Source organism: Scytonema sp. PRP1 (genome assembly GCF_036697665.2).
GTDB lineage: Bacteria > Cyanobacteriota > Cyanobacteriia > Cyanobacteriales > Nostocaceae > Kalymmatonema > Kalymmatonema gypsitolerans.
The window spans coordinates 36,248-51,138 of record NZ_JBAHYJ020000114.1 but is presented as its reverse complement, the minus strand read 5'-3'; the positions used below and the strand labels follow the sequence as shown (position 1 = coordinate 51,138).

General features: G+C 44.1%; 15 protein-coding genes. 6 read left to right on the top strand and 9 right to left on the bottom strand.

Annotated features, from left to right (window positions below; translation table 11 throughout):
* Positions 1 to 363 precede the first annotated feature (363 nt).
* Positions 364 to 663 (top strand): hypothetical protein, encoded by a 300-nt coding sequence (locus V5G28_RS31490; RefSeq protein ID WP_332995197.1) that lies wholly within the window; start codon positions 364 to 366, stop codon positions 661 to 663.
* A gap of 102 nt (positions 664 to 765) precedes the next feature.
* On the opposite strand, the gene V5G28_RS31485 is transcribed toward V5G28_RS31490, so the two are convergent.
* Positions 766 to 1,140 (bottom strand): hypothetical protein, encoded by a 375-nt coding sequence (locus V5G28_RS31485; protein WP_332995195.1) that lies wholly within the window; start codon positions 1,138 to 1,140, stop codon positions 766 to 768.
* Between the two features lie 214 nt (positions 1,141 to 1,354).
* Here V5G28_RS31485 and V5G28_RS31480 point away from each other — a divergent pair, with 214 nt between their 5' ends.
* Positions 1,355 to 1,885, top strand: coding sequence for an orange carotenoid protein N-terminal domain-containing protein (locus tag V5G28_RS31480; RefSeq protein WP_096566688.1), 531 nt, complete (start codon positions 1,355 to 1,357; stop codon positions 1,883 to 1,885).
* Positions 1,886 to 1,961: 76 nt separating this feature from the next.
* On the opposite strand, the gene V5G28_RS31475 is transcribed toward V5G28_RS31480, so the two are convergent.
* Complete coding sequence (locus V5G28_RS31475; protein ID WP_336231490.1) at positions 1,962 to 2,336, bottom strand: GNAT family N-acetyltransferase; 375 nt, start codon at positions 2,334 to 2,336, stop codon at positions 1,962 to 1,964.
* 142 nt (positions 2,337 to 2,478) lie between these two features.
* Positions 2,479 to 3,198 carry a helix-turn-helix transcriptional regulator gene (locus tag V5G28_RS31470; protein ID WP_332995200.1) on the bottom strand — a complete coding sequence of 240 codons (720 nt, stop codon included), beginning with the start codon at positions 3,196 to 3,198 and terminating at the stop codon, positions 2,479 to 2,481.
* Positions 3,199 to 3,297: 99 nt separating this feature from the next.
* Here V5G28_RS31470 and V5G28_RS31465 point away from each other — a divergent pair, with 99 nt between their 5' ends.
* Both V5G28_RS31465 and V5G28_RS31460 read left to right on the top strand, forming a co-directional pair.
* On the top strand, positions 3,298 to 4,158 hold the full coding sequence (locus tag V5G28_RS31465) for a sulfurtransferase (RefSeq protein ID WP_332995190.1): 861 nt from the start codon (positions 3,298 to 3,300) through the stop codon (positions 4,156 to 4,158).
* 460 nt (positions 4,159 to 4,618) lie between these two features.
* Positions 4,619 to 5,056, top strand: coding sequence for a DUF6220 domain-containing protein (locus V5G28_RS31460; protein WP_332995187.1), 438 nt, complete (start codon positions 4,619 to 4,621; stop codon positions 5,054 to 5,056).
* A 134-nt stretch (positions 5,057 to 5,190) separates the two neighbouring features.
* Here V5G28_RS31460 and V5G28_RS31455 read toward each other — a convergent pair whose 3' ends face one another.
* The 5 genes from V5G28_RS31455 to V5G28_RS31435 form a co-directional block, all read right to left on the bottom strand.
* The gene (locus V5G28_RS31455; RefSeq protein ID WP_332995185.1) at positions 5,191 to 5,955 is read right to left on the bottom strand and encodes an ABC transporter ATP-binding protein; all 765 of its coding nucleotides are present in this window, start codon (positions 5,953 to 5,955) and stop codon (positions 5,191 to 5,193) included.
* A gap of 80 nt (positions 5,956 to 6,035) precedes the next feature.
* A complete protein-coding gene (locus V5G28_RS31450; protein ID WP_332995183.1) occupies positions 6,036 to 7,253 on the bottom strand; it encodes an ABC transporter permease in 1,218 nt (405 codons plus the stop codon).
* Positions 7,250 to 8,722 carry an efflux RND transporter periplasmic adaptor subunit gene (locus V5G28_RS31445; protein WP_332995181.1) on the bottom strand — a complete coding sequence of 491 codons (1,473 nt, stop codon included), beginning with the start codon at positions 8,720 to 8,722 and terminating at the stop codon, positions 7,250 to 7,252. Before V5G28_RS31445 ends, V5G28_RS31450 begins: the two co-directional genes overlap by 4 nt.
* A gap of 383 nt (positions 8,723 to 9,105) precedes the next feature.
* The gene (locus tag V5G28_RS31440; protein ID WP_332995178.1) at positions 9,106 to 9,606 is read right to left on the bottom strand and encodes a Spy/CpxP family protein refolding chaperone; all 501 of its coding nucleotides are present in this window, start codon (positions 9,604 to 9,606) and stop codon (positions 9,106 to 9,108) included.
* Positions 9,607 to 9,680: 74 nt separating this feature from the next.
* Complete coding sequence (locus tag V5G28_RS31435; RefSeq protein ID WP_332995176.1) at positions 9,681 to 10,271, bottom strand: TetR/AcrR family transcriptional regulator; 591 nt, start codon at positions 10,269 to 10,271, stop codon at positions 9,681 to 9,683.
* Between the two features lie 278 nt (positions 10,272 to 10,549).
* On the opposite strand from V5G28_RS31435, the gene V5G28_RS31430 reads away from it, so the two are divergent.
* The gene (locus V5G28_RS31430; RefSeq protein ID WP_332995198.1) at positions 10,550 to 11,443 is read left to right on the top strand and encodes a tetratricopeptide repeat protein; all 894 of its coding nucleotides are present in this window, start codon (positions 10,550 to 10,552) and stop codon (positions 11,441 to 11,443) included.
* A 282-nt stretch (positions 11,444 to 11,725) separates the two neighbouring features.
* On the opposite strand, the gene V5G28_RS31425 is transcribed toward V5G28_RS31430, so the two are convergent.
* Positions 11,726 to 12,130 (bottom strand): response regulator, encoded by a 405-nt coding sequence (locus V5G28_RS31425; RefSeq protein ID WP_332995174.1) that lies wholly within the window; start codon positions 12,128 to 12,130, stop codon positions 11,726 to 11,728.
* A 260-nt stretch (positions 12,131 to 12,390) separates the two neighbouring features.
* Here V5G28_RS31425 and gyrA point away from each other — a divergent pair, with 260 nt between their 5' ends.
* The gene (gene gyrA / locus V5G28_RS31420) at positions 12,391 to 14,880 is read left to right on the top strand and encodes a DNA gyrase subunit A (protein ID WP_332995172.1); all 2,490 of its coding nucleotides are present in this window, start codon (positions 12,391 to 12,393) and stop codon (positions 14,878 to 14,880) included.
* Positions 14,881 to 14,891: the final 11 nt, after the last annotated feature.

Sequence of the window (14,891 nt, the reverse complement as noted above, 5' to 3'; positions counted from 1 at the left end):
TGTAGCAATCGTAAATCATAGGCCCTACAGGCACCGTGAACAATCAGATTCCCGACTTCTTGAAGAAGTCGGGAATCTAAATATGCGTGATTTTTACAAATTAAATAGGTTTGATATAGCTCAGAAACAGGAGTGTTTGCTACCAAAATTAAATAAGAATTAAATAGATTCCATAACTATTACAAAGATTACACATTACCTGTCAATCTGTAAATAGAGCAAAAGTTATACAAGTATATCTACCTCTGTAGGATGAGGACTTTTATGTTTATATTAAGAAAAATAAACCTTGGTATGAAAGTAGTTTTCAATACCAAGGTTCTGAGTCATTGACGAAAAAACACTTAGCAGAGGAAAATAGTTATGGCTGACATCGATACCACGATCTCTGCTTTACAAGGAGGTCTAACTTCCATACCTGCTGAGCAAGCCATTGCTGTGATCGACAGTTGGCAACAACAGCTCCAAGGAAATGATATTGCAGAAGACCTGGGTGAACTCAAACAGGCACTCCAAAGTGGTGACAAAGCAACAATATCCAAGATTCTCGTCGATTTGGGCGAGGACACACAGGGTGCAGCTGCTGATGCAACAGGTGATGTTGCTACTAAGGTGAAGCAACTTGGAGATCTGCTCCTTAAGGCAGGTAATTCTATCAAGTAGTTCTTAAGACTTCAAAAGACACATCTCACAAAATTGTTAAAAGCTCGACCTAATATAGGTCGAGCTTTTTTAAAATTGATTTTTTACTAACTACAGACAAATTTACTTTTTCGATTGACCCTTTTCCTTAGCTTTTTCTACCAAATCGTCAGTAACATTAGTTCCACCTTGATTTCGGGAACCACCAATTTCCTTCGCCATATCTACGTAATCACTCGGATTACCAGTGGGCTGGGCTTGTGTGGTTGTTTGTTGAGGTTCGCTCACCTCCTGCTTAGGTGCAGTCGCCTCTTGAGCTGCTTTTGCACCTTCACCAGTGCGGTCAATTTCACTAACGCTGAGTCGTTGTGCAGCTTGATAATCTGCTTCCATATCGACGCTTGGAGTTTTTTCTTCACCGCTCGCTATGTTGTCAGCCGCTAATTGTGCGTCATGAGTAGGAGCTTGTGATTGGTTGGGTTTTATTTCTTCCGGCATTATTCATTTCTCCAAAAATTTCTCTATCAATGCCGCATTTTAACAAAAAAAGCTTTTCTTTCCTTGGTATCGCTGGATAGACTTTTACCTCTATTAAAAGGTATATAAAATCATATTTCTCCAATTTTTAAAACTCTTTCTCTTGGGGGTCGATACTGATTCTCAAACTCTGATACCCCTAGATTGACATATTAAATAGCTCTGGAGATAAATTATGACTGCAAGTTACGATAAAAATGTTCCTCAAGCTTTAAGCAATGAAACTCAAAAAGTTGTAGAAGCATTTAACAGCTTAGATACTGATGCCAAACTCGCTTGGCTCTATTTTGTTTATAAGAAAATGGGGGACTCAATTACTCCAGCTGCTCCTGCTGCTGGCGAGCCAGAACTAGCGCCAAAGCTGTTAGGAAACTATTATGAATTGTCTGACGACGAACAACTTTCAATCATGCGGCAAATTGTCAACCGCGATGATACGGAATATTCTCGTGCCTATGGTGCAATAAAAGAAAATAACCAGCTCTTTGTTTGGTATGTTTGGGCGGTATCTATGGGCGATCAAGTCGTTGATATGCCACAAAACTACAAAGCAACTGACGCAATTAACAATGCGCTTTCCCAAATAGAAGGATTGGATTTTGAAGAGCAAATGTCCGTGCTGCGGACAATTGTCGGTGAAATGGGCTACACCGACGTTAAGCCGATTGAAACGCAAGCGCAAACTGGCAAAACCTCAAGCCTTTAATCAGTAGAGACTAGTGGCTAATGGCTAATAGCTAATAACCATGAGCAGTTAGTTATTAGCCATGATATGAAAATTATTAATTCTCTGTTACTAATGTGTTGACTAACCATTTACCGATAACCTTTTCCATACAAATTTCTCCTTTGGTAAAGCCAAGCTTTTTGTAAAAGTTTAAAGCTGTATCTGTAAATAAACAAATATGCTGACCCTGTAACTCGTCCAATAGCATTCGCATCATTGTGCTGGCAACTCCTTGACGCCGATAGGGCGTAAATGTCCAGACATCAACTACGTAAGCATTACAAACCCCATCAGATAGCACGCGAGCGGTGCCAATAATACGATTCTCTGCATAAGCGATACAAGTCGCGTAACTGTTGGTAAACGATGCTCTAAGCTGTTCAGGGCTTCTACCATTGTCAAATTTATCTTGACTGAGCGTTGTTTTCATCTCCTCCCAGTCAACATTTTTAAGATTGCGTTTGTAGGTTAGCATTATAATAAAAAATACAAATGTAGTTTTTATTATACTACAGGGTTCTACAAAAGTTTCAGTCAGCAAAGATTGCTAATTTTTAGGCATTTGATAGAGTTCAAAACGACAACTTAGTATAAGCTGCGTGTTCCTTGGATGGGGAAAGCTTTGTGTTTGAGAAAAGCCGCCCTACTAACTCAGCACGAGAGGAAACTTCAAGCTTTCGGAACATCCGTTTTAGGGCTTGCTTAACAGAATTTTCAGTAATCCAAAGGGCTGCACCAATTTCAGCACTTGTTAGCCCTTGTGCCACCAGTTCGGCAATTTCAATTTCACGTGGTGTTAAACGGTTAATATTTGGAGAATTGAATAGAGCCGGTTGCGACTGTATTTTTGTTAGCCAAGTGGACAGATGAAGGCAGAGGGCACACAGGTCAGCCAAATTCCGAGTATTAAAAGGATCAGTCCCTCGAACCCGGGTAAACCCAATTCCGCCGACAAGATCACCATTGCTGACAATAGGTCCAGCCATTACATGCCCATGATCAGAACGCGGGCAAATTATCTTCCATACCCCAGCAGGTAACAACAACTCTTCGTGAACTGGGGCATGCTGCTCAACCACGTACCGCAAGACTGGATTGTGTTCTACAGATAAAGCTCGTTTAACGATACTTGGAAGATTGGAATCGACAGGGGGAAGTTTATCAAAGAAAAAAAGCCCCCAACGATGGGCAACAAAGTACTCACCAACTTTAACCATAACGTGCTGTCGTAGTTCTTCTTCGTCACGAGCGGAGGCGATCGCCCCAAATAAAGACTGCAAAGAATTTGCCATCATCGTTGCTACAAAATGTACTCGTTCGAGGACTAGGCGCGTCAGAAAATCAATCTTACTCTAACCTCATCACAGTTACAGAGCAAGGAGTCACGCCCTATGTCATTGGTAAATTACGCTCATCCTGAAGTTCTTGTAGACACTCAATGGGTTGCTGAGCATTTGAGCGATCCCAAAGTGCGTCTTATCCAAGTGGATATGGACGCAACGGCATATGATGGTCACATTAAAGGTGCTGTCTTTTGGAACGGGTTCACCATCTTGCTGCCTGATTACCGTATCAATTTTGATAAAGTGGCGTTGTCAGGACTGCTTGCGCAGTCAGGTATCGCCAAAGACACAACTGTCATTGTCTATGGCGACCATAATGCTAGTGCCCCTTTTATTTTTTGGTTGCTGAAAGTATTTGGTCATAGGGATGTGCGAGTGATGAATGGTGGTCGCAAGAAATGGATTGGCGAAGGACGCCCTCTGGTGAGCGAAATCCCGACCATCCAGACAACCACTTATACAGCACAGGAACCCGATTCAAGCATACGGGCGCTGCGGGAGCAAGTGCAAGAAGCTATTGGCAACTTAGACCGCATTTTGGTCGATGTACGCACACCTCAAGAGTATTGCGGTGAATTGTTCACCATGAAACCACCAGAAGGAAGCCAGCGTGCAGGGCACATTCCAGGTGCAGTTCACATTTTTTATGAATCAGCTCTGAACGAAGATGAGACGTTCAAATCAGCTCAAGAACTGTACGCTTTATACAGCAGTAAGGGCATCACTCCTGACAAGGAAGTGATAACGTACTGTGCAATTGGGGCGCGCTCCGCCCATACTTGGTTTGTCTTGAAGTATTTACTGGGCTATCAGAATGTACGCAATTACGACGGTTCTTGGAATGAGTGGGGTAGCCTTCCTGACATGCCAGTCCAGGCGCTTGATGCAGTAGAATTAGGGACTCATTAGTAAGCTAATGTGCATTTATTCTCTGATAACTGGACGGGCAAGATGCCCATCCCACAAAGGCTTTCTTAAATTACAATATGCAACTTACAGCGGTTTTCTGTAAGGTGGGCATTGCTCACGAATACCTTAAATGTGCATCACATGGGCTTTTAGGAGCAATGCCCACCCTACGATTTGTGGTCTAATCATGTGAAAAGCGCTGTAAAGGACGATTACTCCTGTCACGCTGGAAGATTACCTATTAACTAACCGCCAAGACGAGCCAGCGCTGCAGGAGGGTTTCCCTCCGTAGGCGACTGGCGTCGCCAAGAACGCCAAGGAAAAGATAGGTAATTTTGTACCGGAAAGGGAGTCGCTTAGCGTTTCATTCTGGGAGTAGCGCGATGCTCGTCGATAACCCTACTTTCTCGCGTTGCTCCTCCAGCAATACTCCACAGATTCATTCTGAAAAATTCTGATTATGGCAACAAATTTTGGTACTGATAGTATACAACCACCTGCACGGTGGATTCAGATTGGCTTTTTTGCCATTACTGTAGTTTTCAACCTCTGCCTCACTGCCCAAGTGTTGACGGTTGGACTCGCGTACTTTTACAACCCTCAGTGGTGGAACATCCATGTTTGGCTGGTGCGGGGGTATAGCGGACTGTCACTGCTCCTGCTCTTATGGGTGTACTTGAGTCCGTTTCCTCAACGAGTGCGAAGCCTGACAGCAAGTATGCCAGTACTGTTGGCACTGCAATTTCTGACCATTCATCTGAAATCACCTTTGCCTTTGGGAGTACTTCACCCACTCATCGGATTCACGCTGTTCTCTGTTTCCTCAACCTTGGTTCATCGTGTGCAGCGCGTGGTGTTCCCTAAACCAGATAGTGAAACAATACCTTTTTTATCATGAGGCGTACTTAGTACATGATTGTATAAGTTCATAGCGAAAACTTAAACCAAGACTCTGCGTCCCTCTGCGCGTTCCTCAGCGTTCCTCAGCGTTTAAAAAAGTTACGAACTTATGCAATGGCTGTACTTAGCAAGCTAAGACGCTGCCAAATGACCCACATCAGATGGGCTGAGGTTGGAGTGTACGACTTCACCGTCACGAAACCAAACAACACGCTTTGTTTGACGAGCAACATCTGGCTCATGGGTTACCATGACAACAGTGATACCAGTGGCATTCAGCTCGGTAAAGATATCTAAAACTTCCTGAGTTGTGCGCGAGTCGAGTGCGCCTGTCGGTTCATCGGCTAACAGTAAAACTGGACGGTTAACAATGGCACGGGCGATCGCCACACGTTGCTGCTGTCCTCCAGAAAGTTGAGTTGGTTTATTGTTGAGACGCTTCTCTAAGCCGACTCGCTTGAGTGCTTCGGCTGCTCTGTCGCGACGTTCGCCAGGATTCACACTAGCATACACCATGGGTAGCATCACATTTTCTAACGCTGACAGTTGGGATAAGAGGTGGAATTGTTGGAACACAAACCCCAGTTTTTTGTTGCGAATTCGTGCCAGATCTGCATCTTCCATTTGGGCGACATCGAGGTTATCTAGGTAGTAATGTCCCGAACTGGGGCGATCTAAACAGCCAATGATATTCATTGCTGTGGATTTACCAGAACCAGATGGTCCCATGATGGAACAGTATTCACCCTGCTCTACAGTTAAATTAACACCGTTGAGCGCTCGCACTTCAGTTTCGCCACTGCCGTAAACTTTAAAAATATCTTCCAGGCGAATGATGACTGGTTGATTTACTGGGTTGGGAACGCGGGAGTCAGTTACCGATAAAGTGTTTGCCATAATAATTTCTTACTCCATAACGGCAGATAATTGTCTGTTATATCCGCGTACGTCTGTGTGGATCTGCGGTTAAAATCATTTTAAGCACTTCTTAAAGCGACAATCGGGTCGAGTTGAGCAGCACGACGTGCAGGAACAACGCCAAAGAATAAACCAATACCGCCAGAAACACCAACTGCAAGGGCGATCGCTACAGGAGAAATTCCTGCTTGTAACGGAGTCAAGGCTGATACCAGCATAATACCACTGACACCAACCGCTGTACCGACTAAACCACCTGCGGCTGAAAGAATAATGGCTTCAATGATGAACTGTGACAAAATATCTTGCTCAGTTGCACCAATAGCTTTACGCAAACCAATTTCTTGAGTGCGTTCGGTAACGGAGACAAGCATAATATTCATAATGCCGATACCGCCGACAAACAGAGAGATACCTGCTACCGCAGCCAACATGATTGTCAAAGCACCCGTGATTTGACCAAGAGTTTGTAAAGCGTCCTTTTGAGTGCGGATGGTAAAGTCATCTTCGCTGATAACTTTGTGCCTTAGACGGAGTAAATTGGTGATTTGAAACTCTGCCGCATCGACACTATTGCTATCACGAGCAGAAGCCACAATGTAATTTAAGGCAATGCCGTAGGGAGAATTCCGTCCGACAAGTCGATTTGCTGAGGTTGTAAGTGGTACCAATGCTGCTTCGTCATAATCTGCTCCCAAGCTTGAGCCTTTGGGTTCTAGGACACCAATAACTTGAAAGGTAGCATTTTTAATCCGCAATTGCTTACCTACGGGGTTAGTAGTACCAAACAATCTTTCTGCTAAGTTAGCACCCAGCACTGTCACTTGATTATTGCGCTTCATATCTATGTCGGTAAAAAACCGACCTGTGGCGGTGTCAAACTCCCGTACCCTGGGAAAGCTGGGAGTTGTGCCAATGATGTTGACATTGGTGTTTCTGTTACGGTAATTAACTACATATCTCCCGTTTAACTCTGGAGACACTCCTGCTATTGTTGGTACTTGAGAGGCTATAGCCTCCGCATCTTCCAGTACCAAATTTTTTGGCACATCATTTGAGATGCGCTGAGTTTCGCGATTTCCAGGAATGACAAACAGGACGTTTGGTCCTAACGATTCCAACTGCTTATTCACAAATTTTTGTCCCCCTTCACCGACGCCTATCATGGTAATCACCGAGGCGTTCCCGATGACAATACCCAGCATGGTAAGGGCGCTGCGTAATTTATTTGACAGCAGGGTTTTCCCTGCCATCTGCATACTTTCTACGATGTTCATTTCTTCTGCTGTTGTTGGCGTTGCTGAATTTTGTAATCTGCCGGTGGGTTGAGAAATATGCGATCGCCCTGTTGGACTCCCTCTAAAATTTGAGTTTGGTCTTGGATTTGTGCTCCAATTGTGACGGGGCGAAACAGAGGTTTATTCTTTTCATCTGGTACCAAAACACCTGTGTCACCCTTCTCAGTAACAATTGCCACAGTCGGTACAAGTAAGGCACCTTGTACCTTGTCACCTAAAAACGTCATATCCACGTTCAACCCAGAACGCAGTTTATCTAAACCAGTATCAATTGCAACTCTTACTTGGAATAATGTCACGCCTTCTTCCTTAACTGCTTCAGGAGCAATCAACCGGACATGACCTTTAAAAACTTGGTCAGGATAGGCATCAGCAACAATTTCTACCTGCTGCCCCTGCTTAATTCTGCCGATATCAGCTTCCGGGACACTCGCCAAAACTTCTAAACCGCGTGCTACGGCGACAATAGAACTAGAAGTTGCCGATGCACTCGAAGAAGCAGAAGTTGTTGGTGTCACAAACGCGCCAATGTTGGCATACTTTTGCGTCACAACTCCAGAAAAGGGAGCGCGGATGATAGTCTCTTCCAGATTTACTTCCTCCGCTTTTAGCTGAGCAGCCGCAGCAGCAACAGCTGCTTTGCGTTGGGCAATTTCCTCAGAACGAGAACCTGCTTCCAAAAGCTGTAGTGATGCTCGTGCTTCTTCTACCGTCGCTTGTCGTTGGGCAATTTGTTCAGAACGAGTGCCAATTTGTTGCAGCGATAGCCGTTTTTGAACTTCTTGCAAACTTGCTTTGGCAGCATTATCTTCGCTAATGGCTTGGTCGAGTAATTGTTTTCTCTCTGCTCCCTGCTGGTAGAGGTATTGGTAGCGCTTGACTTGTTCGCTTGTATAGTTCGCCTTTGCCTGAGCTGCGTCCACTTGAGCTTGTGCTTGCGCAATTTCTTGAGGACGATTACCTGCACGAGCTTCGGCAAGTTGCGCCTCAGCTTGTGCCAAACGCGCTTTTTGTTGGGCGATTTCTTGAGGACGATTTCCAGCCTGGGCTTGCTCCAACTGTGCTTGGTTCTGCGCTAAGTTTGCACGAGCCTGAGAGAGTTTGGCTTGAATATCTGCGCTGTCCATCTTGGCAAGAATTTGTCCCTGCTTGACCTTGTCGCCTTGCTCAACATACAACTCTGTAAGAGTTCCAGGGTTTTTCGGGCTGATATTCACGCTCTGAACAGGCTGCACCTTACCACTGGCAGAAATTCGCACAGTAACATTTTTTGCTTCCACTGGCACAGTCAGTGCAGCGATATCTTGCTTGCTTGTCCCACGATTGACAAGTGTGTAGGTTGTCGTTGTACCCACAACCAACGTACCAGCTGCCACCAAACCAATCAGCCACCGTAGTGGATGTTTAACTTTTTTACCAATTACAGGAATTTCTAAGTATGTAGTCATGAATAGCTTGTAATGAAAGTTTCTTTACTTGAGTGTCTTTTAGTGGAGCGAAACCAAGAAGTTGGAGTTTTTACAACTTTTGGAGTTACTAGGCATGAATAAAATAGAGTTATTAATAAGTCAACAACTATATGAATATGTATAATTATACTGACTTAACTTTCCTTTATAATATTGGTTCTTGGTAATTTACGACCTCACCTGAATGGGTGACTTTTTCAGTTATTATCAACACTGTAAATCTTACGTAAGTAGCAAATTTCTGTACAAACACAGCCAGAATGAAAGCACCGCGAAATGGCTCCAGTATTGTAAAATTTTTAATTGCCGAGAATCATCTTTTGCTTTGCTTAAAGAAACTTGAGAGCTTTCTATTACAATCATTAAATCTGTATAAGATGAAAATCATCTTGGTTTTCAGCAGACTGATTGTGTAAATTCGCTTTCTGGTTGTGTACAAATTTAGACAGTTTACGACGTTGCTCTGGAGTCAACACTGCTCGCATTGCCAACATATTTTCAAAGTATGTATTTTCAAGCTGTTGGCGCAACTGTTGAACCTGGCTGTGTTTAAAGCGAATTTGGTTTGGTGTGGCTGTACCTTCTATAAGTGCTTCCAACTCAAGAACACCTTGCTGCACTGCTTGCTGATTTTGCTTGATTCGCTCTTTATTCTGGTTGAAAGCAATGTCAAGTTGCTTTTGTTGTTCCGGTGTGAGATTAAGTGCCGCAATCAGTTCAACTTGACCAAGTTCAAAACCTAACGGTTGATTTGATATTTGTGCAATGAATATCTTAAAAAGCTGAGATGGTATACCCCAAGCAACAGTGCTACCCAGGCAGAAGAACAGAACTGTTAGAACAGCAGTGCGACGCAATATCATAGAATTCAACTCCCTATTTTAAAAGTAAGTACTTACTTATTAATTGGCTAAAAAAAAGATTTGGCTGTGTCACCCTATTCATGTTTGACTGGTGCGATTCCTTGCCAAAGAATTTCTACAAGACACTGCACGAACTCTTGCTCAGTAGTGGGCATACTTACTTGAATTCCTATATGCTCTGACAAAACATAATTCATCAGAGATCCTAGTAAGAGGTGAGCAATAGTTTTGGGATCGCAAGGGCGAAGCCGGCCTTGTTTTATCTCACGCTCTAAAAAAGCAGTTAGTGCATTGACATGTTGAATAAGCTTTGGCTTTGGTATTTCAGGTGTTGGGATTTTCCCTCGTGATTGCAGCATCATGACTCGAGGCATAACCTCTCGGTGGAATTCCAGAATCCGTAAGCAGATTTGAATTAAGTTCTCTTTGAGGTTGCCCTTGCCAACAAGAGTTTCAAGCTCGTTCACCCATACAAGTTTTTCTGGAATTCCCATCGCAGTGAAGAACAATTCTTCTTTGGTTGAGAAGCGCTTGAAAATTGACGCTTCAGAAACACCAGAGCGTGCTGCAATCTCTAAAGTTGATCCGCTGAAGCCTTTTTCTAAAAAAACTTCACGTGCTGCCTCCAAGATTTGCTCATTGGTAATTTTAGGTATACGAGCCATAAATTAGTAAGTGCTTACTTATTAATTTATTCCCATGTTATAAGAATGTCAAGGTCAATGCTTAAAGTTAAAATTCAATAAAAATACTGTGCGATCGCATCGAAACTCAGCTTCAATAGCTACTAGAAAAATCCAGAGGGGCATTCTAAGTTGCTAGCTGCAGAATTCTGAGTTCTGGATTCTGAGTTCTTGTGTCTGTAAAATTTTGCTGTCGTCAACCAGGGAAATCGTTTAAGCTAGCTGAAAGGTTCTTTCATTCTTGGCAAAGAGGCGGTAGTGTGCCTAAACGGATTGGTTTAATTTCTCTTTTGGTTGTCTGTGGTTTGTGTAGTTTACCTCAACCGACAAATGCACAAGCACTGGTACCTCATACACTGCAACTTGATGCAGCAAAATTGGAACAGCAAGGGTTAGGTTTGGCAAAGGAAGCAGCCCAACTAGCGCAGTTCCAACAATTTGAACTAGCTTTACCAAGAGCGCGGTTGGCATCACAACTCGCTCCTAAGAACGATAAAGTCTGGTTTCTCTTAGGTGGTTTGTATTTGCAAGCCAAAGATTTGGATGGGGGAATCAAAGCCCTGAAAAAGGCACAATCTCTCAACCCTAAAAATGGGGATGTTCAGTTCGCTTTGGGTTCGGCTTACTTTCAGCAGCAAAAGTATCAAGAGGCTGCCAACTACTATCAAGAGGGTTTGAAGTTAAAACCCAACGATGCAGAGGGATTGTTTAATTTGGGCAATGCTTACTATATGCTGAGTAAACTTCCAGACGCAGTGGCTCAGTACAGAAAAGCAGTCTCCTTTGACAAAAAATTCTGGCCTGCCATCAACAATGTTGGGTTAATTTTGTACGAACAGGGCGATATCCAGGGCGCAATTAAGCAATGGCAAGGTGCTGTTGCTATTGAGAAACAAGCGGCAGAGCCTTTACTCGCATTGGCAGTAGCTTTGTATACTAAAGGCGACCAGCAACAAGCTCTAGCAATGGGACAAGCTGCAATCCGCATTGATGAACGCTACGCTAATGTAGATTTTCTCAAACAAAATCTCTGGGGCGCGCGGCTGCTGTCTGATACGAAAAAATTCTTAGAATTACCGGGCATTCAAGCTGCTCTCCAACAACGTGAAGAACCATCATCTCCTACAATGAGACAGCGTATTATACCACAATAGCGAACACGAAACTTGTAGGAATGAGGAAGATGAGGAAGATGAGGGGGAATACATAGTTGTTGTCTGGCTCCCTTCTGAAACTGATATTTGACGCAGCCACTTGCTCAAAATCTCATCTAATAGTACATATATATTATTCTGTAAAAGAAGCAGTAGCCCAACAAACATATTGGGGTTGGGCTACTCCAGGTATGTGTTCTTCATGAAAGGACACTACTATGGAAATGTGCTAGGTGCAGTTTACCGTGGGGTGGACATTATTTTGGACTCCAAATTGTGCGTTTAATTATCCTGTTTAGGTAGTACTGCCATGATTTGGTCAACAAACTGTTGATGGTCAACGATTGGCTTGGAGATGTAGCCATCAGCGCCGCTTTGTTTGAGAAAGTTCTCGCGATCGCCTTCCATAGCGTGTGCTGTTACCAAAATAATAGGTAAGGAAGCTGTTTGGGGATCGGATTTTAACATTTGTGTAATTTTGATACCATCAACAGACTTACCTTGGTAAACACTTCTTGACAGAGAAACATCCATCAAGATAATGTCAACTTCCCCCGATTGGGCAATTTCGATGACCTCTTCCACATTTTCAGTATGTTTCACCTGCAAGCCACCTCGCTTGGTCAAAATCTTGGAAAAAACACGAGCATTAATCAGATCGTCTTCGACAATCAAAACAGTTTTCATGAGAATTTGACTTTTGTTAGCCCATCTTAACTAAAGGCGCACGTGTCCGAGAAGGGGAATAGCACCTAATCAAAACAATGAGTGTGCCTATGCTTGAAATAATCAATATAAATCTCGGTCAACAAGGATAATACTACTGCTTTCTATCCTTTGACTATCAAGATTCTGTAATGAAGAGTATTTCATCCGTTATGCTGTGGTAGCTGCAGTCTTCATTAACGGCAAATTTTGTGTAGTGGAAATATAGGGAAAAAAAACTCATGGCAAAACAATTAAACCTTCTCTGTGAGGGACAGGTCATTACCACAGCCTTGCATACCGAGATGCAACGGTCTTATTTAGAATATGCCATGAGTGTGATTGTCGGGCGGGCGTTACCAGACGTGCGAGATGGCTTAAAGCCAGTTCACCGGCGCATTTTGTATGCTATGCACGAACTGGGTCTGACGCCGGATCGACCTTATCGTAAGTGTGCCCGTGTGGTGGGAGACGTGTTAGGTAAATACCACCCCCACGGCGACCAAGCGGTTTATGATGCCTTGGTCAGGCTGGTACAAGAGTTTTCCAGTCGTTATCCCTTACTGGCAGGACATGGGAATTTCGGGAGCGTGGATAATGACCCGCCAGCGGCGATGCGCTACACAGAAACGCGCCTTGCATCGATCAGCCACGAGGGAATGCTGACAGAAATTGGCGAAGAAACGGTGGACTTTATCGGTAACTTCGATAATTCCCAGCAAGAGCCAACTGTACTGCCAGCACAGCTGCCATTTCTTTTGCTCAATGGGAGTTCTGGTATTGCTGTGGGGATGGCGACGAATATTCCACCACACAATATAGGGGAAGTGGTAGATGGGCTGATTGCATTAATTGATAATCCCGACTTAGCTGATGAAAAGTTATTTGAGATTATTCCCGGACCAGACTTTCCCACAGGTGGTGAAATTGTCGGTAACTCTGGAATCAAAGAAGCATACACCACAGGTAAAGGGAGTATTGTGCTGCGGGGAGTCGCCCAGATAGAGGAAGTTGCAGGTAGTAGAGGTAGCAAGCGGCGGACAGCAATTGTGGTGACAGAATTGCCTTATCAAGTAAATAAGGCAGGTTGGATTGAGAAAGTCGCCGATTTGGTGAATCAAGGTCGTCTTCAGGGAATTGCGGATCTGCGAGATGAAAGCGATCGCCAAGGAATGCGCGTCGTGATTGAACTAAAACGCGATACCAACCCCCAAGAAGTTCTCCAGAATTTGTATCACCAAACCGCTTTGCAAAGTAACTTTGGGGCGATTCTCTTAGCTTTGGTGGATGGACAACCGCGTCAACTGACCTTGCGTCAATTGTTACAAGAGTTTTTGAGTTTCCGAGAGCAGACACTAAACCGGCGCTACTCTTATGAGTTAGCTAAGGTTCAAAACCGGCTGCATCTAGTTGAAGGTTTACTCAAAGCACTTTCTCACGTAGATGAAGTTGTAGAAATATTACGGAGTGCGGCTGATGGCACTACGGCAAAAATGAGCCTGCAAAACCGACTCGATTTAAGTGAGGTGCAGGCGGATGCGATTTTGGCTATGCCATTGCGTCGTTTAACCAATTTAGAACAGCAAAACTTACACAAAGAGTATGAGCAGCTCAATGAGCAGATTCAGGTGTTGCAGAGATTACTCAACGATAGACGCGAGTTACTGAAATCACTGAAAAAAGATTTGCGATCGCTCAAGCGCAAATACAACGATGCCCGTCGTACCAAAATCATAGGGGAGACCAAAAGCACAGGAGCACAGGAGCAGACTGAGAGTCCAAAATTGAAAATCGAGAATCCCCTGTTGGAAGTGCCCTCAGAAGAAGTGGTTTTAGAATTTACCCACCGGGGATATGTACGTCGTCAGCCTTCAGCCCGGAAGGCAAGAGCTGACAACGGTACGTCTGATAATGACACCGTCATCCAAACCGTGTTGACCGACACGGCAAAAGAGTTGCTGGTACTGACCAGTGGTGGCAAGGTTTACCCAGTGAATGTGGCAGATATTCCTCCTACCAATGGACGTTCTGCACGGGGAACACCATTGATTACCTTGCTCTCGAACTCTGCTCAGGGCGCTCAAGAAGCTGTTATTAACCGCTTTGTACTGCCTGAACACCCAGAAGATGGCGAGATGGTTCTCCTGACGAAGCAAGGAAGAATCAAGCGTTTTTCCCTGACAGAATTCACTCATCTCACCCGGCGCGGAATTACCATTTTGAAACTCAAAGATGGTGATGAATTGTTATCAACTCAGTTCACTAAGACGGGTGAGCATCTAATTTTAGCAAGTTCAGGTGGGAGAGTTTTGAAATTTGAGGTGAATGATCATCAACTCCCCATTATGGGTCGCACTGCGATGGGTCTGCAAGGTTTACGTGTGCGTCAGCAAGAAGAGATGGTTGGTTTTGTAGCCTCAAGCACGAAGGAAAACCTATTACTGGTGACTCAATTGGGATATGCTAAACGTATGCCAGTGAGTGCTTTGCGCTCAGCGAATCGAGGCGATATCGGGACTCAGACCTTTAAATTCACCAACAAAACTGATATTTTAGCAGGAATGGTACGAGCAACTGCAGGTGCTGAGGTGGCGCTAGTCACAAATCATCAACGCGTGGTACGCCTTGGAGTGGAAACAGTTCCCACCCCTGGCAAAGATGCCATTGGTGAAAGTATCCTTCAACTTAATCGCGAAGAAAAAATCATTTGTGTCGTCGAACTACACTCGTAATGCAAGAGCTG